An 18821-nucleotide genomic window follows, 5' to 3' on the forward strand; every position below is an offset into this window, starting at 1 on the left:
CAAACCGTTTCGTCCTCAGCCGCGGACGGCCTCGTAGACGCCGGCGATCATGGCCACGAACGGGACCAGGGACAGCAGCACCAGGAACTCGGACACGTCCAGCAGCCTCGACCAGTACGGCGAACGCAGCCCGCGCGCCACCCGCGTCGCGTACGCGAGGCAAACCACCGCCGCCAGGACGACCGCGCAGCCCGCCGCGAAGAGGACCGTCCGGTCGCCCGAAGCCACCAGCCACGCCCCGGCGCACACCAGGCTGACGATGCCGAAGCCGACGAGCACCAGGCGCTGGGCCCGGCCGGCGTACGACCGCGACCGCAGGATCCACGCCACGCCCAGCACCGCGGCCAGCCCGGCTTCCCACGGCCCGCCCGAAGAGAGCACGATCGAAGAAGCCAGCACCACCAGCCCGAGCGCCACGAGCAGTCCCGTCAGCACGGCTTGGGCGTGGGACGTCCGGCCGATCATCTCCGTGCCGAGCGACGGCTGTTCGTCCGCGCGGAACGCCTCCATGTCGTCCGGGACCCGGGGCAGCGGCAGCCGCGCCAGGCGCAGGGACAGCATCGGGGCCACCGCCGCCAGTGCCGTGCACAGCACCGCGGCCACCCCGGCGGCCGACGCGGGTGAGACGCCGGCGAGCAGCACGACGCCCGTCGTCACCGCGCCGACGCCCGCCGCGCCGGTGATCGCCACGAACCACGGGAGGCGGTCGGCCACCGAAACCGCCGCCAGGACGCCGTACACCGTCACCGCCGCGAAGCCGGCCGCCAGCGGGCCCGCCGACAGCGAGAACAACGGGTGCGGCGGCAGCACCGACATCCCGGCCAGCAACGCGACCCCGACGCCCGCGACGGCACCCGCGGCACCGGCCTCGGCGTCGCCGTAAGCGCGGCTGAGCGCGCCGCCGCCGAGCAGCAGCACCAGCGCCAGCAGCCCGGTGCCGATGGGCGCCAGGACGCTGCCGGACGCCGCCGACTGCACCAGGAGCCCGCCCGCCAGCAGCAGCACCACCGCGGCCACCAGACCGGATCGGCGCGCCACCGACGGGTTCCAGCCGCCGGAGGTGTCGGCGACGCTCGCGATCGAATCGACGACGTCGTCGAACAGCAGCGGACCCCGCGGGCGTTCCCGCGGGGTCAGGTGGAGCACTTCGCCGTCCCGGATCTGGGCGGCCGCGACGCTCAAACCGAGGGCCAGTGGCGCGCCGCCGAGGCGGGAGAGCACCCAGCCGGGGTGTTCGGCCGACGCCTGCCCGGCGGCGCCGGCCAGGCGCACCAGCTGCGGCACCAGCTCGGCGAACGTCGACTGCTGCGGCAGGGCGACGTCCACGCGGGCCCGCGGCGTGACCACCGTGACCCGTCGTGTCGTCCCGGTGATCGAAGCGGTCATCAGATCTCTTTCGCGGCCGAAATGACGGGGGCGAACTTGGCGTTGGACGCCTCGGCGAGCTTCGCCAGCCCGGCGTTCACCGCTTCGAGGACGATCTCCGAAAGGTTGCGGGCGTCGTACTCGCGGATCGCGCGGGGGTCGATGTCGATCGAGGTGAACCGGCCGTCGCCGCGGAGGGTGACGGTGACCTCGTTCTGGCGCGAGTGCGCCTTGACCTCCATCGCCTCGACCGTGCGCTGGATCCGCTGGACCTCTTCGGTCTGCTTGCGCACCTGCGCCAGCAGCTCGTCCATGTCCGGCACCGCGTACGGATCGGTCACTGTGCTTTCCCTTCGTGCTGGCGGACGCGGACGCTGCCCACGAACCGCTGGAAACCGGGTGAGAGCCGCCGCGCGGTCGCGGGCGCGGCCGTGCAGGCGAGCTCGAGCACCAGCCGCTCCGCCGGCGTGGTGCCGGGGACCGTCAGGTGCACCTGGGTCTGGATCAGCTCTTCGCCCTCGCCGGTGCGCAGGCGAAGCAGCTGCATGACGCCGGGCGCGGCCGGTTCGCCGACGTCGCGGCGGCTCAGCACGTCGATCCCGGCCGAGGCCAGCGAGAGGCGTTCGACGGCTTCGGCGGCGATGGCGTCGATCGACGCGCCGTCGGGCCGCTGCTGCACGCTCACGGTGATGTTCGGGACGAACTCGCCCGGGGCGGCGTCGTGCACCGCGACGAAGACCGCACCCGAGTCGCCCGGGTCGACGGCGGTCCAGCCGTCCGGGATGACGAAGTCGAGGGGAAGCGTCATCACAGCCCCACGTACGAAACGGCGTCGTCCCAAGCGGATCCGACGGCGTTCGCCGCGTCGGAGGCGGCGTGGCCGACCGCGTCGACGGCCGCGCCGCCGTACTCGCCGATGGTGTGGCCGAGCTTCGGCAGGTCGATGTCGATCTTCGCGCCGACCCCGGCGCCGAAGCCGAGCGCCGCGCCCGCCTTGAAGTTCACCTTGAGGTGCCCGGCGTCGTAGACGGCTTGGGCGTCGAGCTGGGCGCCGATGCCGTACTGCAGGGTGCCGTTCGCGCCGACGCCGATGCCCGCCACGTCCGCGGCCACTTCGCCTTCGATCTTGCCGCCGGCGAAGACGTTCGCGTGCGCGCCCACGCCGTGCGCGCCGATCGTGCCGGACGCGCTCGCCTCGCCGCCGGCGAAGACCGTGCCCTTGGCGTGCGCCGAGGCGGGACCCCAGTCCCCCTTGGCTTCGGCCTCTTCCTTCAGCGCGGCCAGCTCGGTGTGCCCGGACGCGCCGACGTCCCAGCCCTTCGAGGTGATCTTGCCGTCGTACTCCGGGGTGAGGCCGTCCTGCTCGTGCTTGAACTTGTAGTACGTGATCTCGGTGTTGCGGCCGAGCTTGTCCTTCACGGTCTCCGGCTTCGGCTGCCCGAACGGCGTGTCCGCCTTCTTCGGCGCGCGGGTGCCTTCGAGGCCGTCCCAGGTGAGCTTCTTCCAGCCCGAGTTCTTGAACCACGACGGCGCCGACCGGGGCCGCTTGCGCCCGTCGAGCGTGCTGCCGTTGAGCCAGCCGAGCGGGCCGGCGGTCTTCTTGCCCAGCTTGTACTCGAGCCGCTGCGTGCCTTCGGGCGGGAAGAGTTCCGCGAGCGCCTCGGAGAACTCGTCGACGACCTGCCGGGCGGCCTGCACGCTCTGTTCGCCGAGCTGCCGGGCGGCCTGGATGAACGCGCCGACCGAGCCGGAGTTCACCGCGCGGGCCTGCGCGGTCAGCTGCTGGGCGTACTGGTCGAACTGCGCGAGGACCGAGTCGACCGCGGCCTTCGCCGACTGCACCAGCTGCGAGGCGGTGGAAAGCCGCTGCGCCTGGTCGTCGAGCTTCGCGGCGGCGTCGGTGAGCTCCTGGCCGAGCTCGCCGGCCGCCGTCGCGAACGCCGTGTAGGCGTCGCCGTCCCAGTCCGCGTGCAGCGTCTTCGCCGACTCGCCGATTTCGCGGGCCTTGCCCGAGACCGTCGAGGCCTGCGTGGCGACCCGCTGCGACGCGGCGCTCAGCGCCCCCGGGTCACCCGTGACGCGTCTCTGGCACTCGACGAGCACGCGCCGGTACCCGGACAGCACGGAGCTGACCACCCCCGACGCGTCGACCACCCCCGAGGACCACATGGGCTAGTTCCCGGCCGCGTCGTAGCCGACGTGCTGGCTGAAGTGCTTGCCGTTGTAGTCCAGATCGATGTCGAGGTCGAAGTCCTGGCCACCCGGAGCCTCCACAGTGGACTCACCGGTGGTGAGGTTGGTGTGGATGACGACCTCGTCGGCGCCGTGCACCGGCTGCGGCACCGGAGCGGGCTGCGGGACCGGGGCCGGCTGCGTCGGCACGGTGGCGCCGTGCTGCGCCGGGTCGACGGCGATCCAGCTGTTCGCCGGGTTCAGCGGCGATCCGTTGCCGGACACCGCCGAGCCGCCGGTGGAACCGCCGCCGGTGGCGAGCGCGGGCGGGGTGTAGTCGGTGAACGAAGGCTGCTGCGGGATCCCCCCGCCGCTCCCGCCCGCCACCGCCTGCTGCCCGGCCGAGCTTGCCACCGGCGCCGGGGCCTGAGGCGCCGTGACCGGGGTGGTCCCGATCGACGGCGTCGTCGCGCCGGAGCTGCCCGAGTCGTGGTGGAAGAGCTTCTCGATCTCGCCGATGACCTGCGCGAGCGTGGTGATCTGCTGGGCGAGGTCACCCGCGCCGAGCGCCTTGAGCAGCGCGCCGATCGAGGTGATGAACGCCCGCAGCGACGCGCTCGTCGCGGTCGACAAAGCGACCGCCGCGCCGTACGTCCACGGGTTCGACATCAGCGAGGCGACCGTCGGGTTCACCGCGGCGACCACCGAGCGGTAGGCCTGCTGCGCGGTCTTGACCAGCGTGCCGGAGATGCCGAGCAGCTCGGCGCCCTTCTGCACGACGTTGATGATCGTTTCGAGCTGCTTCAAGGAGTCGGAGATCTTCTTCAGCGCCGACTCGCTCGCCGCACCCGACCAGATCTTGCCGAGCTGGTCGGCGGCCTTGGTCAGCTCGTTGTACATGCTGAGGAACTGCTCGGCCTTCTTGATCAGGTCGAGCACGTGCTTGGCGATCTGCTCCGGCTGCCCGGTGACGATCTGCGGCAGGATCGTGATCGGCCCGCCCGACGACGCGGTCGCGTCCATCGCGCTGGAGTTCGGGAAAGTCAGCATCGGACCTCACAAAGTCTCGGGGTGCGGAGGATCAGACGACGGAGGCGGGCCGGTACACGCTGACCCTCGCCAGCCCGCTGATCCGGGCGTCGAGGAGCCCGTGGTTGTACAGGCGGCCGCCGTCGCCGGCGACGCCGATGACCGGCTGGCGGTCGGAGAACAGCAGCGGCTCGACCACCACGACGTCCCCGCTGTGCACGCCGCCGGGAACGTCGGAGAAGGTGCGGGCGGTACCCGCGTACACCTCGATCAGCCCGACCCGCGCCTGGTTGTCGGCGTCGCCGGCGAGCCAGTCGTTGAAGTCGGCGACGCCGTGGAAGCGGGTGTCGGTGATCGGGTGGTCCCCGAGCCCGCCGAGCCGCGCGTCCCCCAGGTAGCGCAGCACGTTCCCGACCGACGACGGCTCGCCGTGGGCGCCCGCGCTGTCGTTGATGGCGAGGGTGGCGAGCTCGGAAGCGTGCGAGTTCCCCCAGATCGACGACGACGGCGTGGTGGTCCCGTCGTGCCCGCCGCCGTAGCCCGCGGCGGCGGCTTCGTCGGCCGCCTGGTAGGCGTCGGCACTGGCCTTGACCAGCCCGTTGATCTGCTGCAGCAACTGCAGGAGGGTGCGCACGGCGGTGATCTGGCTGGAGTGCAGCGCGGCGTTCGCCGCGGCCACCGCGCTGCCGAAGGTCGCGAACGACATCGGCGGCACGACCAGGCGTTCCAGGTCGGCCACGGCGTTGATGCCGTGGGCGAGGATCCCCCCGACGTTGCCCACGGCGGACCGCATCGCCTCGGGCTCAGCCCGGTACTCGCCGGCCATGGGTCTCCTTCCGGGTGGCTTGTCCGGCTGAGCGTAAGTTCGTCCCCGGAAGCGGGCGGACGGCAAAAGTACCCACCGCGGCGTGGCGGTAAGTGGCCAAAATACCGGTCAGAGCCATCCCGATCCGCTGGAGCATTGCCGTATGAGTCTCTCCCCCGAGCGTCCTTCCGAGATCGTGCTGCAGTCGCCGCCGATGCTCCCGAAGAGCTCGTCCGGCGGGATGGTCCAGCTGATGATGTTCCTGCCGATGATGCTCGGCATGGGCGCGATGTCGTTCGTCTACATCGGACGCGACGGCGGCGTGATGACCTACATCTTCGGCGCGCTGTTCATCTGCGCCATGGGCGGCATGGTCGTGATGTCGCTCGGGCGCGGCGGGATGGCGAAGAAAGCGCAGATCAACGACGAGCGCCGCGACTACCAGCGGTACCTCTCCGGGCTGCGTGCCCAGGTCCGCGACATCGCCGACGGGCAGCGCGCGGCCATGATCGCCGTCCAGCCCGACCCGGCCGACCTGTGGGCCTACGTCGAATCCGGGAAGCTGTGGGACCGGCGGCGCGCCGAGTCCCAGTTCGCGCAGGTGCGCGCGGGCACCGGGCCGCAGCGGCTGGCGACGCCGTTGAAGGCCCCGCAGACCGTGCCGCTGGAGGACCTGGACCCGGTCTGCTCCACCAGCCTCAAGCACTTCATCCGCACCTACTCGACGGTGGACGGCCTGCCGGTGGCGCTGTCGCTGCGGTCGTTCGCCGCGGTGACCCTCGCCGGGCGGCGCCCGGACGTGCTGGGCCTGACCCGGGCGCTGCTGTGCCAGCTCGTCACCTTCCACTCCCCCGGAGACCTGCGGGTCGCGATCTGCGTGTCCCCGGACCGGCAGCACGACTGGGAGTGGGCGAAGTGGCTGCCCCACGCGACGGCGGCCGGCGCGACCGACGCCGTCGGCTCCCGGCGGCTGGCCGCGGACTCGGCGGCGGGGCTGGCCGAGCTGCTCGGCGCGGACCTCGGCGAGCGGCCCGCGTTCAGCAGGCGCGCGGCGAGCCAGCTCGACCTGCCGCACCTGATCGTCGTCGTCGACGGCGGCAACGCCCACGGCGAACCGCGCCTGATCGGCGAGGACGGCCGGCTCGGCGTCACCGTGCTCGAAGTCGGGCAGGAGCACCCGCGGACGTACTCGACCGAGCGGCTGCTGAGCCTGCACACCGCGCCCGACTCCCTCGGCATGGTCGTCGGCGACGCCACCGAGCAGCGGCTCGGCTTCCTCGGGCAGCCGGACGTCCTCGACCGCGGCGCCGCCGAAGCGCTGGCGCGGATGCTGACGCCGCTGCACACCCCGGCCGCCGTCGTCGGCGAGAAGCCGATGTCGGCGACGTTCGGGCTGTCCGGCCTGCTCGGCATCGGCGACCCGCGCGACACCGACACCGCCGTGACGTGGGCGCCGCGCGCGGCCCGCGACCGGCTGCGGATCCCGCTCGGCGTCAACCCGGACGGGCGGCCGGTGGAGCTGGACCTCAAGGAGTCGGCCGAGGGCGGGATGGGCCCGCACGGCCTGGTCATCGGCGCGACCGGGTCCGGCAAGAGCGAGCTGCTGCGGACGCTGGTGACGGCGCTGGCCGTGATGCACTCGTCGGAAACGCTGAACCTCGCGCTGATCGACTTCAAGGGCGGCGCGACCTTCGCCGGGATGACCGACCTCCCGCACACCTGCGCCGTCATCACGAACCTGTCCGACGACCTCGCGCTCGTCGACCGCATGGCCGACGCGCTGAACGGCGAACTGCTGCGGCGCCAGGAACTGCTGCACGCGGCCGGGAACTACGCGTCCGTGCGGGACTACGAGAAAGCGCGCGCGGACGGCGTGCCGCTGGACCCGCTGCCGTCGCTGCTGGTCATCATCGACGAGTTCAGCGAGCTGCTCTCCGCCCGGCCGGAGTTCATCGACCTGTTCGTCGCGATCGGCCGGCTCGGGCGGTCGCTCGGCATCCACCTCCTGCTGGCGTCGCAGCGGCTGGAGGAGGGCCGCCTGCGCGGGCTGGACTCGCACCTGTCGTACCGCGTCGGGCTGCGGACGTTCTCCGCCGCCGAAAGCCGCGCCGTGCTGGGGGTCGCCGACGCCTACCACCTGCCGCCGGTGCCGGGGTCGGCGTACCTGAAGGCCGACACCGACACGCTGATCCGGCTCAAGGCCGCCTACGTCTCCGGCGAGCTGCCGCCGCGCAGCACCGTCGTGCGCGAAGACGGTCAGGAACTCGGCGTGCTGCCGTTTTCCCTGGCCCCGGTGGAGATCCCGGTGACCACCGAGGTCGAAGACGCCGCCGCGCCGGACGGTACCGGCGAGACGATCATCCACGCGATGCTCTCGCGGCTGGAGGGCCGCGGGCCGTCCGCGCACCAGATCTGGCTGCCGCCGCTGAACGAACCGCCGACGCTGGACCAGCTGCTGCCGCCGCTGGGCGAAGACGCCGCGCGCGGCCTGTGCCCGCTCGGCTGGGGTGGCAACGGGAAGCTGACGATCCCGGTCGCGCTGGTGGACAAGCCGTTCGAGCAGCGCCGCGACATGCTGTGGGCCGACTTCTCCGGCGCGGGCGGGCACGCGCTGATCGTCGGCGCCCCGCAGACCGGCAAGTCGACGCTGATGAAGGACATCGCGGGGATGCTGGCGCTGACCCACACCCCCGCCGAGGTCCAGTTCTTCATCCTCGACATGGGTGGTGGCGCGCTCGCCCCGATCGCCGGCCTGCCGCACACGTCGGGCTACGCGACCCGCCGCGACGCGCAGCGCTGCCGCCGGGTCGTCGCCGAGCTGACGACGTTGCTGGAGCAGCGCGAGGAGTTCTTCGCCGCCAACGGGATCGAGTCGATCACGACGTTCCGGCAGCGGCGCGCGGAGTTCACCGAGAGCACCGACGGGCGCGAGTTCGGCGACGTGTTCCTGTTCGTGGACAACTGGACCACGATCCGCCAGGAGTACGAGCAGCTGGAGGAGCAGATCACCGGCCTGGCCGCGCGCGGCCTCGGCTTCGGCATCCACGTGATCGTCTCGCTCAACCAGTGGATCGGCGTCCGCGCCCAGCTGCGCGACGCGATCGGCACGCGGTTCGAGCTGCGCCTCGGCGACCCGATGGATTCGTCGATCGACCGCAAGGTCGCGGTCAACGTCCCGGCTGACCGCCCGGGCCGCGGCATCACGGCGGAGAAGCTGCACTTCCTGGCGGCGCTCCCCCGCATCGACGCGGACCAGCGCCCGGAGACGATCGGCTCGGGCGGCGTCGACCTCACGCGCCGGGTTTCCGACGCCTGGAAGGGCCCGCGCGCACCGCAGGTCCGGCTGCTGCCGCCGGAGGTCCCGCTGGACACGCTGCCCGCGGCCCCTTCGCGTCAGGTGACGCTGGGCATCGCGGAGTCGACGTTGCGCCCGGTGCACCTGGACTTCGCGGCGGACCCGCACTTCGTGGCGTTCGGCGACGTGGAATCGGGGAAATCGTCGCTGCTGCGCGCGATCGCCACGGGCATCACGTCGGCGTACACCCCGGAGGAAGCGGCGATCATCGTCGCGGACTACCGCCGCGGCCTGCTGGGCGCGGTCCCGGAGCCGCACCTGCTGGGCTACGCGGGCGCGGAGGGCAAGCTGACGGACCTGATCGGCGAATGCGCCACGGCGATGCGCAACCGCCTGCCCGGTCCGTCAGTGACGCCGGAGCAGCTGCGGAACCGGTCGTGGTGGCGGGGACCGGAGCTGTTCGTGCTGGTGGACGACTACGAGCTGGTGGCGACGGTCGGCCGGAACCCGTTGCAGCCACTGCTGGAGTTCCTCCCCCAGGCCCGAGACATCGGCCTCCACGTGATCATCGTCCGCGGCTCCGGCGGCGCGGGCCGGGCGTTGTTCGAGCCGGTCCTGCAGCGGCTGCGGGAGCTGGGCTCACCGGGTTTGATCATGTCGGGCACGAAGGACGAGGGCGCGCTGCTGGCCGATGTGAAGCCGTCCCCGCAGCCCCCGGGCCGCGGCACGCTGGTGTCACGGCGGCACGGGACGGGGCTGGTCCAGGTGGCGTGGACGAAGCCGGCGGAGAGCTGATCACCGCACGGGCGCGGTCATCTCCGCGGCGAAGCGGTAGTAGCAGACCGCCTGCTGCTTGCTGCTTTCGAGGAACGGGGTCATGACCTGCACGCGGGCACCGGGAATCGGGCGCGCGACGGCGGTGCAGCGATCGAGCGTCTGCTGGTAGAGCGCGTACTCCCCCGCCGCGAGCGGCAGCACGGCGAACGCCTCCGCGGTGTGGCGTCCGGTGCAGGACGTCAGCAGCACGTCGACCTCACCGGAGCCGGTCGGTGACCAGAAGCACTGGCCTGCGGTGACGTCGAGCCCGTGCACTTCGCCCGCGGGGAGCCGCTCGCCGGGCGTGGTCCGGGTGACCGCCCGGAAGATGAGCACGCCCGCGAGCACGAAGACGCCCATGCCGACTGCGACGGCAACGCGGCCGACCGGCCGACGGCGTCGTTCAGCACGCATGAGCTCGTCGAAGAGCTCGGGATCGTGCTGTGGTGCTGACATCGTTCTTCCTTCGTGCGCGAGGCGCGGAAACCGGGTCCGGCCCTGCCCGGTGCGGGGCAGGGCCGGAGCCGGTCACATCGACGACGCCAAGGCGTCCCTGGCTTCGAACAGCTCCCCGTGGGCCGCCTGCTCGGGGGTCATGTCGACCCCACAGCGGTCGAGGACGACCAGGCTGACCACCAGGAACCCGCGAGACAGCTCCGCGTACACCGGATTCACGACCATCGAGCCCGCCAAGGACGACCGCACGAAAGCGGCCAGCGCCGCCGGGTTCACGTAGTAGTAGTCGCTCGCCATCATCGTCAGACCGGCGTCGGCGAGACCGACCCCCGCGTTGCCGGCCAGCGTTTCGGCCGTGCTGACGAACAGCTTCCCGATCCGCAGCGCCGGGCTCCAGACGACCTCGCCGTCGACGTCGAACACATAGCTCACTACGAGAACTCCAAGTAGACGGTCACGTCCGGGTGCGCCGATCGGAACTGGCTCACCGCGGCTTCGATCGCCTCGCGCAGCTCCGGTTCGACGCCGGGCGTGGTCATCCGCAAGCCGATCGGAGCGTCACGGTACCGCGAGAGCTCCGGGCTGACCGAGCGCGCCTCCAGGTACGACTCGAACTTGCCGGTCACCTGCTTGTCGATCCACTTCGGCACGTCGGTCGCCCACGCCGCGGACTTCTCCTCCCAGAGCACGCCGCCTTCGATGTGATCGATGTCGGTGATCATCCGTCCGTTGTTCGGCACCGCCGGGTCGTAGACCTGGACGTCCTTCGACCCCTCCAGCGGCCCCTTGTTCTGGACCATCTTCCCGATGTCGTCGGCCGCGCCCTGGATGCCGTCCATCGCCATCGCGAGCCCGCCGACGATCCCGGCGATGCCGCCGGCGATCTGGGGACCGCCGGTGAACGCGCAGGCGATCACCCCGCCCAGGAAACCGATGGCCGCGCCGGGGATGGCCCCGACACCGCCCTCGGGCAGCCCGACGAGCGCGCCCGCCGCGGTGCCGCCGGCGATCTCCTCGCCGCACGTGGCCGCGCCGCTGCTGACCGCGGACACCCCGGCCAGCGTCAGCCCGATCCCGCCACCGATCTCCAGCAGGTGCGCGAGCAGCGCCAGCAGATCCCCGGCGTGGTCACGCACGAAGTCGAGCGTGCCCCGGGCCATCGCGTCGATCAGCGCGAGCAACTGATCGGCCGCATCCCTCAGCGCGGCCAGCTCGGGCCGGTCCTGGGCGCCTGCCGCGGCCTGGTCACGCAGTTTCTGCACCTGGTCGCGCATGTCGGTGACAGCCTGGCGGGTCGTTTCTTCCCGCTGCTTCTCGACCGCAGCGTTCTGCGCGGCCGCGGCGGCCTGCGCGGCCTCGGCGGCGGACTTGCCCGCGGCGATCGCGTCGGCCAGCGCCTGCGCCGCCGACGCACGGGCCTGCGCCGCGTACTGCGACGCCAACGCGGCCGACTGCGCGGCGTGCGCGGCCGAGTTCTTGGCCGCTTGCGCACTGCCCCGGGCGGCCGCCGCCGCGTCACGGGCCTGCTTCGCCGACAGCGCCGCGTCCGCGGCCGACTTGCTCGCCTCGTCGGCGGAGGCCTTCGCTTGCGCGGCGAACTGCGCGGCCTGGTCCGCGGACGCCTTGGCCGCGTCGGCCCACTGCTTTGCCTCGTCCGCGGCGCCGCGGGCGGTCGCCGCGTACTGGGCGGCCAGCGCCGCGTTCTGCTTGGCCAGCGCGGCCGACTGCGCCGCGTCGGCGACGTAGCCGTTGACCTGGGCGACGTGCTCGGCGGTGTTCGCGTCCCGCAGCGCGGCCTCGAACTGGCCGGTCGCCAGGAACGCCTTGACGTAGGACCAAGGTCCGGACAAGGCCGCGTTGGCCGCGGCCCGAACCTCCGGGCCACCGGCGTCGAGGATCTTCTGGACGGCCACCCGGTCGTCGTCCTCGGCCGCGCGGTACCGCCCGGTGGTGAGGAACACGTGGATGTCGTCAGCGGTGCCGGACAGGGCGTGGTTCGCCGCGTCGCGGGTGATCGGCCCGCCGGTGTTGAGGATCTTCTGGACGGTGACGCGGTCGTCGTCGTTCTTGTTCGGGTACGCCCGCGTGCGCAAGAACTCCTTGACCTGGTCGTAGCTGCCACCGTTGGCGGCGTGGGCGGCGTCGCGCTGGGCGGCGATCGTGGTCGTGCCGGCGATGATGTCGACGCTCAGCCGATCGTCCTGCTCAAGAGCGGCGGCCAGCCCGGCGCGAGCGAAGCCGAGGACCTGCGCGTCGGTTCCCCCGAGCGCGTCCGACGCGGCGAGCCGCACCTTCGGCCCGCCGTCGTGCCACAGCTCGACCGCGGCGCGACGTCCGTCGACGACCGCCGCCGCGGGCTCCGTGGCCGGGTCGGCCGCCCGGGTCAGCAGCTGCTGGGTGGCCGCGTCGACTTGTTCGGCGGCTCCCGCCGTCCACCGCGGGTTGCTCACCTGGTCCAATTCGGCCTGCTTGGCGTCCTCCGCGTCGCGCGTCGACTGGGACTGCTGCTCCGCCAGCCGCTCGTCGTCGGCGCGGCGTGCCAGCGCGGCGGTGTTCTTCGCCTGGTCGGCGGCCGTCTGCGCGCTGTCGGCTTCGTTCTTCGCTTCAGTGGCCGCGGCCTGGGCCCGGTCGGCGGCACCGGCGGCCTCACCGGCGTGCTGCGCGGCCTCGTCGGCGGCCGCGGCCGCGGCGTCGGCGTGCGCGGCGGCGTCCGTCGCGGCCTGCCTGGCCTGCCCCGCGGCGGCCGCCGCGTCGTTGGCGAGCGCAGTCGCCACACCGGCCGCCCGCTTGGCTTCGTCGGCGTTGCGCTGCGCCCGGTTGGCCGCGGCCGCGGCTTCCGCCGAGCTCGCGCCTGCCTTCTGGGCCCAGCCACCCGCGTCACGGGACGCCTGGGCGGCCGCAGCGGCGTCCCCGGCGGCCGCCGCGGCGGCGGAGGCGGCCACGGAAACCTGCCGGACGGCCTCGACGGCCTGAGCCACGGCGTCCGCCGCGGTCCGGGCCCCGATGGCCGCGTCGCGGGCCTTCTGCGCGGCGTCGCGGGCGGCGTCGGCCTGCCCGCGGTCGGTCGCGGCCGCGGCGGCGGCGTTGCGGGCCCGTGCGGCGGCCTGTCCCGCCATCGACGCGGCCCACGCTGCCTGGCTTGCCGCGTGCGAAGCCTCCCGTGCGGCGCTCGCGGCCGCGGCGGCCGCGTTGATCGCCTTCTGGGCGGCCTGCGCGGCCCGGTTCGCAGCGTCCGCCGCACGGCCGGCAGCGCTCGCGGCCTGCGCCGCCGAGTTCTGCGCCTGCCGGGTCTCTTCGGCCGCCGTCTGCGCGGCGAGCTTCGCCGCCGCGGCGGCGGCCACCGCCTGGTCGGACGCGTCCTTCGCGGCCTGTGTCTGCACCACCGAACGCGCCTGCGCGCCCTTCGCCAGGTCGGCGAGGGCACTGACGGAAAGCGTTTCCGCGTCGCGCTGGGTCGCCGCCTGGAACCCGGTCCGGAGGAATTCGCGGACGCTCTCGATGGTCGCCGAAAGCGCCTGGTTCGCCGCCTTCTTGACCTCCGGGCCGCCGGTGTTGAGCAGCAGCTGCACGGCGATCCGGTCGTCGACGTCCTGCGCCTGTTGCCAGCCGGCACCGAGGAAGGCCAGCTGGTCGTCGGTCGTGCCGTTCAGCGCGGTGTTCGCCGCCGCCTTCACCCGCGGCCCGGTCGCCGCCGCGAGCAGCCTGCTGACCTGGATGCGCACGTCGTCCCGCCACGGCTGCTGCCAGCCGGCGGTGAGGAACGTCCGGACGTCACCGATGGTGCCGCCGAGCGCACCGTTCGCGGCGTGCTGGGTGGCCGGGCCGCCGGCGGTGAGCATCTTCTGGACCGCGACGCGGTCTTCGACCTCCTGCATCTGCGCGAGGCCGGTGGCGACGAACGCGTGCACGTCGTCGTCGGTACCGCACAGAGCGGCCTCCGCGGCCCGTGAAACGACCGGACCTCCGGTCCGCAGCAGAGCGACCAGCTGCTGCCGGTCGGTGGGCGCGGGGGTGTCGTCGGCGGAGGCCGCGGGCGCCGAGCCCACCGCAAGCGCCACGGCGGCCAGCAGCCCCACCGCGCTCTTGGCCCGTTCCGGCCATGACCATCTGCGTCTCATGTGTCGTCGCATCCTTTCCGGGAATTCGACCACCGAAGGAATTATTCGGGCAGCGCGAAGGGCGGTCCGGAAAAAATCCCCCGACGAAATCGCGGCCCCTTCCGCTTCAGTCGAATATTAGCTACCCGAAGGCAGGACCAGCAAGGTTTTCACCGGAGAAAGCGGGACGACACTGTCAGCGTGTCGCCGCGAGAAACTCCCGCACCAGCGTGAAAAACTCGCCGACCTGCTCCTCTTCACCGGCCCGGCTCGCGACGACCCGACTGACCTGGTAGGCCCACGTGAGATTCGGGCCAGCACCACCGTTTCGGGACAACCACTCCCGGAAACCGTCGAGAAAAACGAAACCGGTCGCGGCGTCGAAACCAGCGAAGAAGGCGATCGCCTGCTCCAGGTTCCGAATTTCGTACGCTCCCGGTCGCCGCATCACGTCGGCGATCCGGTCGGCGGTGTCCAACGTGCTCAGCCTCCGGGCGACGGGGTGAAATCGAGGTACTCACCGTACTTGAACTTGTTCCGGTACTCGTCCAGCGTGAGGCCGTAGCGCCCGGTCGTGGCGTCGTACACGCGACCGTCCTTGACGAGGACGTCGTGGTAATTCCACCCGGACTCGTACCAGACGTCGGGCTTGTCGAGGTCGCGGATCTCGCCGACGGACGGCGCGTTGTAGCGGTCGGTGATCCGGTAGACGTCCCCGCCGATCTTCTGCTGGATCTCGCGCGCGGTCTGCGTGCACGTGTTCGTGTGGCACACCTCGGCGACCGACTTCGGCACCCAGCTCTCGCCGAGGTCGTCGAGGCAGTTGTTGTGCACCAGCAGGTGTGCAGCCGTGACGAAGTAGTCGTGGTCGCCTTCGACCTCGAAGTTGTACACCGTGACCCCGCCGGTCACGGTCTCCGTGGCGGTGACCGCCGGCGAGCTGCCGTCCATGCTCTGGACCCGGTCGTGCACGCGCAGCTCGTCGGCGTGCACCCAGCCGCGTTCCGGTACCCAGAAGGGGTGCTCCCGGGTCACCTGGACGCTGGTCGTCCCGAAGTGCACGGTGACGAGCACCTGCGCATCGTGCTCGAAGGTCCGGACCACCTTCCGCAGCCGGGTCCCGCCCCCGGCGGTGTCCTTGGCCCAGACCAGATCACCCGGCCGGACCTGCTCGATCGGCCGGTCACCTTCCTCGGTCGCCACCAAGGTCCCGGCCGGGAAGCAGTTGACCTTGGCCTCAGCGATCACCGATCGCCCGCGGTCGAGGATCTTCTTGAAGCTCGCGGTCTCGTCGAAGTACTTGCCGATGGTCGAAATGACCCGCCACAGCGCCTTGCCGACGTCGTAGGCCTTGAGCACCGCCAGCCCGAGCGACGCGATGTCGATCGCACCCATGAGGCAGTTGACGAGGTTCGGGTCCTTGACGCACGCCTTGATGCCGCCGATGAAGAGGTCGACGAGGATCTGACCGCCGTTTTCGATGATCCAGTCGATCAGGTTCTGCTCGGCACCGCCCTGCGCGCGCTTGTACTCGTCGACCAGCTCCTGGCCACCGGCGGCGCGCAACGCCGCTTCGTCCTCGGCGCTGAGCGGACCCGATTGCTGCGGTCCGCTTGCCTGCCGCCGCTGCTCCTCTTCGTTCTGCCGGTCGGCGGCGAACTTCGCCGCCTCCGTCGCGGCCTGCGCCGCTTCCGCGGCGTCCTTGCCCGCCTGGACGGCGGCGGTGCGGGCGCGCTCGGCGTACTCCTGGGCCGAACTCGCGGCCGTGCTCGCCCGGGTGGCCGAGGCGCGGGCCTGGACGGCCGAGTTGGCGGCGCTCCTCGCCGCCTGCTGTGCGCTCTGCGCCGCGTTCCGCGCCTGCCGGGCCGACTGCGCCGCCTGCTCGGCGGACTGCTGAGCCTGGTTCGCCGAGTCGTTGGCCTGGTCGGCGTACGTCTTGGCCAGGCCGGCCTGCCGGTCCGCTTCGGCCGCTGCCGCCGCCGCTTCCTGCGCCGCGTTGTGCGCCCGCGCGGCCGCCGCTGCCGCGAGCGCGGCGTCGGCCTGGGCCCGCGCGGCGATACTGGCCGCCTCGGTCACGTACCGGTGCACGTCGGCGGCGTGCGTGACGGTGTCGACGTCCCGCTGCTCCGCCCGGTAGCGCTCGGTGCCGAGGAAGTCCTTCAGATACGACGCGGGCCCGGCGAGCGCCGCTTCCGCCGCGGCCTTGACCTCGGGGCCGCCTGCCGTCAAAGCCTGCGTCACCGCGATCCGGTCGTCGTGCTCGGCCGCGACGTACTGACCGGTGCGGAGGAACTCGGCGACGTCGTCGGCGGTGCCGTTGAGTGCCCGGTTCGCGGCCTCCTTGGTGGCCGGGCCGCCGGTGGTGAGGATCAGCTGCGCGGCGACGCGATCGTCGTCGGCCTTGCCCGGGTACGCCCGGGTCCGCAGGAAGTCGGTGACCGCCGTGATCGGTCCGGCGAACGCCGTGAGCGCCGCCTGCTTGAACCGGGCGTTCGCGGTCTCGTCCGCGAGCGAGACGACGCTGGCGCGGTCATCCTGCTGAGTCGCGGTGGCGAGTCCCGTGCGCACGAACTCGCGCAGCCCAGCCTCGTCCTTCGCCAGGGTCGATGCCGCCGCGGCCCGGGTCCACGGGCCGCCGCTCTGCAGGAGCTGGACCGCCGCCTTGCGGATGTCGAGGACGACGGTCTCCGGTGCCGTCGCCGGGTTCGCCGCCTCGGCGAGCAAGCGCTGGGTCTCCGCCGAGCGGGCGGCCGCCTCGCCGGCCTTCCAGTCGCCCGCTGCCTTGCGGTCGTCTTCGGCCTGCTTCGCCGCTTCCGCGTCCGCGACCGCCTGGTCCTTCTGCGCCTCCAGGCGCGCCGCGTCCGCGTCGCGGGACGTCTTTTCGAGCTGGGCCGCCTGGTTGGCCGCCGTCGTCGCCGTGTCCGCCGACGCCTTCGCCGACGCCGCATAGCGGGCTGACGCTTCCGCGTCCTTCTTCGCCTGCTCCGCCGCCGCGGCTGCCTGGTCGGCTGCCGTCGCCGCCGCCTCCGCGTGGGCCGCCGACGCGTTCGCCGCGTCGCGGGCCTGACGGGCCGCCGTGGCGGCCTGGTTCGCCAGCGATTCCGCCGCGTTCGCCGCCCGGTTCGCGCGGGCCGCCGCGGCGCGGGCCGTGGCCGCCGCCTGCTCGGCCTGGGTCGCGTTCGCGCCCGCCGACCGCGCGTAGCCCGCGGCTTCACTTGCCGCCGACGCCGCCGCGTCCGCGTTGGAGCTGGCGCTGCGCGCCGCACCCGCGGCCCGGCCCGAAGCGTCCGCGGCCTGCCCCGCGGCGTTGGCCGCGTCCGCCGCCGCACGGGCGCCGGCCGCGACGTTCCGCGCGTCCACCGCGGCCTGGCGCGCTTCCGCCGCGTGCGCACCGTCGGCCGCCGCGTTCGACGCCGCCGAATACGCCCGGGAGCACGCCTGCTCCGCCAGGGACGCCGCCGTCGCGGCCTGCGCCGCCGCGTTCGCCGCCACGCGAGAAGCCCGGTTGGCTTCGGCCGCCGCACCGATCGCGGTCTTCGCCGCTTCGGCCGCGCTGCGTGCCGCGTTCGCCGCCCGTCCGGCCGCGCCGGCCGCCTGCACCGAGGAGTCCCGTGCCGCCTGGGTTTCGGCCGCGGCCCGCTGGGCGGCTTCCTTCGCCCGCTGCGCCGCGGCGATCGCGCGGTCCGCGGCGTCCTGCGCCTGCTTTGTCTGGGCCGCCGCCTGCGCGCCGGCGTCCCGTGCCAGATCGGCGAGGTGCGCGACGGTGGCCGTCTCCTGGTCCCGTTCGGCCGCGAGCGCGTAGCCGGTCTCCAGGAACGCCTGGACGTCTTCGACCGTCCCGTCGAGCGCACGCTGCGCCGCCTTCTTGACCTCCGGTCCTCCGGTGGTCAGGAGCTGGGTGACCTTGATCCGGTCGTCGTCGTTCTGCGCCTGCTGCCGGCCGGAGTCGAGGAACTTCCGGACGTCGGATTCGGTGCCGTCGAGCGCTTTCTGACCCGCCACCTGGACCCAGTGGCCACCGGTGGTGATGTACCGCGAGACCTGGGCGCGGTTGTCGTCGCGCCACGGCTGCTGCCAGCCGGTCGTCAGGAAGGTGCGCACGTCCGCCGCGGTGCCGTTCAGCGCCGCCTGCGACGCGCGCCGCAAGCCCGACCCGGCGAAGGTCAGCAGCTGGCTGACCTTGATCCGGTCGTCGTGCTCCGCCGCGACTGCCTTGCCGGTGGCCAAGAACGTGTGCACCTCGGCGTCGGAGCCCACCAGGGCCGCCGCCGCGGCGTCCTTCGTCGCCGGGCCACCCGCCTGCCACAGCGCGACCACCTGCGCGCGTTCGCCCGGCCCGGCGGTCTCCGCCAGCGCCGGCGCGGGCACCGCGACCGCCCCTGCCCCCACCGCGGCCACCAGCGTGACCGCCAGTGCCGTGCGCGCTCTCCGCGCGCCGAACAACCTCGTGAACCGCACCCCGCCCGTCCCTCCCGTGCGTACCGGAACCTGGTATCGAGAAGGAGAAGCGCGCGAAGGGACACCGGCGACCGGAAACCACGCATAACGAACAGAAAAGGCTTTCCCGCCTTCGCTCCTCCCCCGAAGCGGTCGAAAGTTAGCAGAAGGAAGGAACTCTCCGGAAGCCGCATTCGGGTGAGCCGGCCAAGATCACACCGATAGCCGTGTCAGCTTGGCGGACATTTGTTGACTCCGCGACGAAGAGCTGATTAGAGTCCGATCCGCGTCCGCTCGGGGTCGGTCGCAGCCCACTCATGTCCAGTCGCGGCGGATGCGATCGCCGCGA

Annotated in this window: 12 protein-coding genes; 1 reads left to right on the forward strand and 11 read right to left on the reverse strand. The window is 72.8% G+C overall.

Features of this window, described 5'->3' with window-relative positions; translation table 11 throughout:
• Positions 1-15: 15 nt before the first annotated feature.
• Genes eccD through SD460_RS38835 form a run of 6 tightly spaced genes read right to left on the reverse strand, consistent with a single transcriptional unit; the run spans position 16 to position 5392 of the window.
• Positions 16-1386, reverse strand: a complete 1371-nt coding sequence (gene eccD, locus SD460_RS38810; RefSeq protein ID WP_318307472.1) for a type VII secretion integral membrane protein EccD — start codon at positions 1384-1386, stop codon at positions 16-18.
• Positions 1386-1706, reverse strand: coding sequence for a YbaB/EbfC family nucleoid-associated protein (locus SD460_RS38815; protein WP_290056226.1), 321 nt, complete (start codon positions 1704-1706; stop codon positions 1386-1388). Before SD460_RS38815 ends, eccD begins: the two co-directional genes overlap by 1 nt.
• Positions 1703-2173 carry a hypothetical protein gene (locus SD460_RS38820; RefSeq protein WP_290056225.1) on the reverse strand — a complete coding sequence of 157 codons (471 nt, stop codon included), beginning with the start codon at positions 2171-2173 and terminating at the stop codon, positions 1703-1705. The genes SD460_RS38815 and SD460_RS38820 overlap by 4 nt, the downstream gene beginning before the upstream one ends.
• Complete coding sequence (locus SD460_RS38825; protein ID WP_290056224.1) at positions 2173-3534, reverse strand: WXG100 family type VII secretion target; 1362 nt, start codon at positions 3532-3534, stop codon at positions 2173-2175. The genes SD460_RS38820 and SD460_RS38825 overlap by 1 nt, the downstream gene beginning before the upstream one ends.
• Positions 3535-3537: 3 nt before the next feature.
• Entirely contained in the window at positions 3538-4587 is a 1050-nt protein-coding gene (locus SD460_RS38830) for a WXG100 family type VII secretion target (protein WP_290056222.1), read from the reverse strand.
• A gap of 31 nt (positions 4588-4618) precedes the next feature.
• Positions 4619-5392 carry a WXG100 family type VII secretion target gene (locus tag SD460_RS38835; RefSeq protein WP_318307473.1) on the reverse strand — a complete coding sequence of 258 codons (774 nt, stop codon included), beginning with the start codon at positions 5390-5392 and terminating at the stop codon, positions 4619-4621.
• A 142-nt stretch (positions 5393-5534) separates the two neighbouring features.
• On the opposite strand from SD460_RS38835, the gene eccCa reads away from it, so the two are divergent.
• Entirely contained in the window at positions 5535-9461 is a 3927-nt protein-coding gene (gene eccCa / locus SD460_RS38840; RefSeq protein ID WP_318307474.1) for a type VII secretion protein EccCa, read from the forward strand.
• Here the strand turns inward: eccCa and SD460_RS38845 are convergent, their stop codons facing one another.
• From SD460_RS38845 to SD460_RS38865, 5 genes are all read right to left on the reverse strand, one after another.
• Positions 9462-9938, reverse strand: a complete 477-nt coding sequence (locus tag SD460_RS38845; protein WP_318307475.1) for a hypothetical protein — start codon at positions 9936-9938, stop codon at positions 9462-9464.
• 72 nt (positions 9939-10010) lie between these two features.
• The gene (locus SD460_RS38850) at positions 10011-10370 is read right to left on the reverse strand and encodes a DUF6086 family protein (protein ID WP_290056216.1); all 360 of its coding nucleotides are present in this window, start codon (positions 10368-10370) and stop codon (positions 10011-10013) included.
• Entirely contained in the window at positions 10370-14056 is a 3687-nt protein-coding gene (locus SD460_RS38855; protein WP_318307476.1) for an ALF repeat-containing protein, read from the reverse strand. The genes SD460_RS38850 and SD460_RS38855 overlap by 1 nt, the downstream gene beginning before the upstream one ends.
• Positions 14057-14231: 175 nt before the next feature.
• Entirely contained in the window at positions 14232-14513 is a 282-nt protein-coding gene (locus SD460_RS38860) for a hypothetical protein (protein WP_290062883.1), read from the reverse strand.
• A gap of 5 nt (positions 14514-14518) precedes the next feature.
• Complete coding sequence (locus SD460_RS38865) at positions 14519-18493, reverse strand: polymorphic toxin-type HINT domain-containing protein (RefSeq protein ID WP_318307477.1); 3975 nt, start codon at positions 18491-18493, stop codon at positions 14519-14521.
• Between the last annotated feature and the right edge of the window lie 328 nt (positions 18494-18821).

This window comes from Amycolatopsis solani, assembly GCF_033441515.1.
Taxonomy (GTDB): Bacteria; Actinomycetota; Actinomycetes; order Mycobacteriales; family Pseudonocardiaceae; genus Amycolatopsis; species Amycolatopsis solani.

Coding starts and splice junctions, on each gene's coding strand:
- eccD (WP_318307472.1), bottom strand. CDS start 1,386: ATGACCGCTTCGATCACCGGGACGACACGACGGGTCACGGTGGTCACG.
- SD460_RS38820 (WP_290056225.1), bottom strand. CDS start 2,173: ATGACGCTTCCCCTCGACTTCGTCATCCCGGACGGCTGGACCGCCGTC.
- SD460_RS38825 (WP_290056224.1), bottom strand. CDS start 3,534: ATGTGGTCCTCGGGGGTGGTCGACGCGTCGGGGGTGGTCAGCTCCGTG.
- SD460_RS38830 (WP_290056222.1), bottom strand. CDS start 4,587: ATGCTGACTTTCCCGAACTCCAGCGCGATGGACGCGACCGCGTCGTCG.
- SD460_RS38835 (WP_318307473.1), bottom strand. CDS start 5,392: ATGGCCGGCGAGTACCGGGCTGAGCCCGAGGCGATGCGGTCCGCCGTG.
- eccCa (WP_318307474.1), top strand. CDS start 5,535: ATGAGTCTCTCCCCCGAGCGTCCTTCCGAGATCGTGCTGCAGTCGCCG.
- SD460_RS38845 (WP_318307475.1), bottom strand. CDS start 9,938: ATGTCAGCACCACAGCACGATCCCGAGCTCTTCGACGAGCTCATGCGT.
- SD460_RS38855 (WP_318307476.1), bottom strand. CDS start 14,056: ATGAGACGCAGATGGTCATGGCCGGAACGGGCCAAGAGCGCGGTGGGG.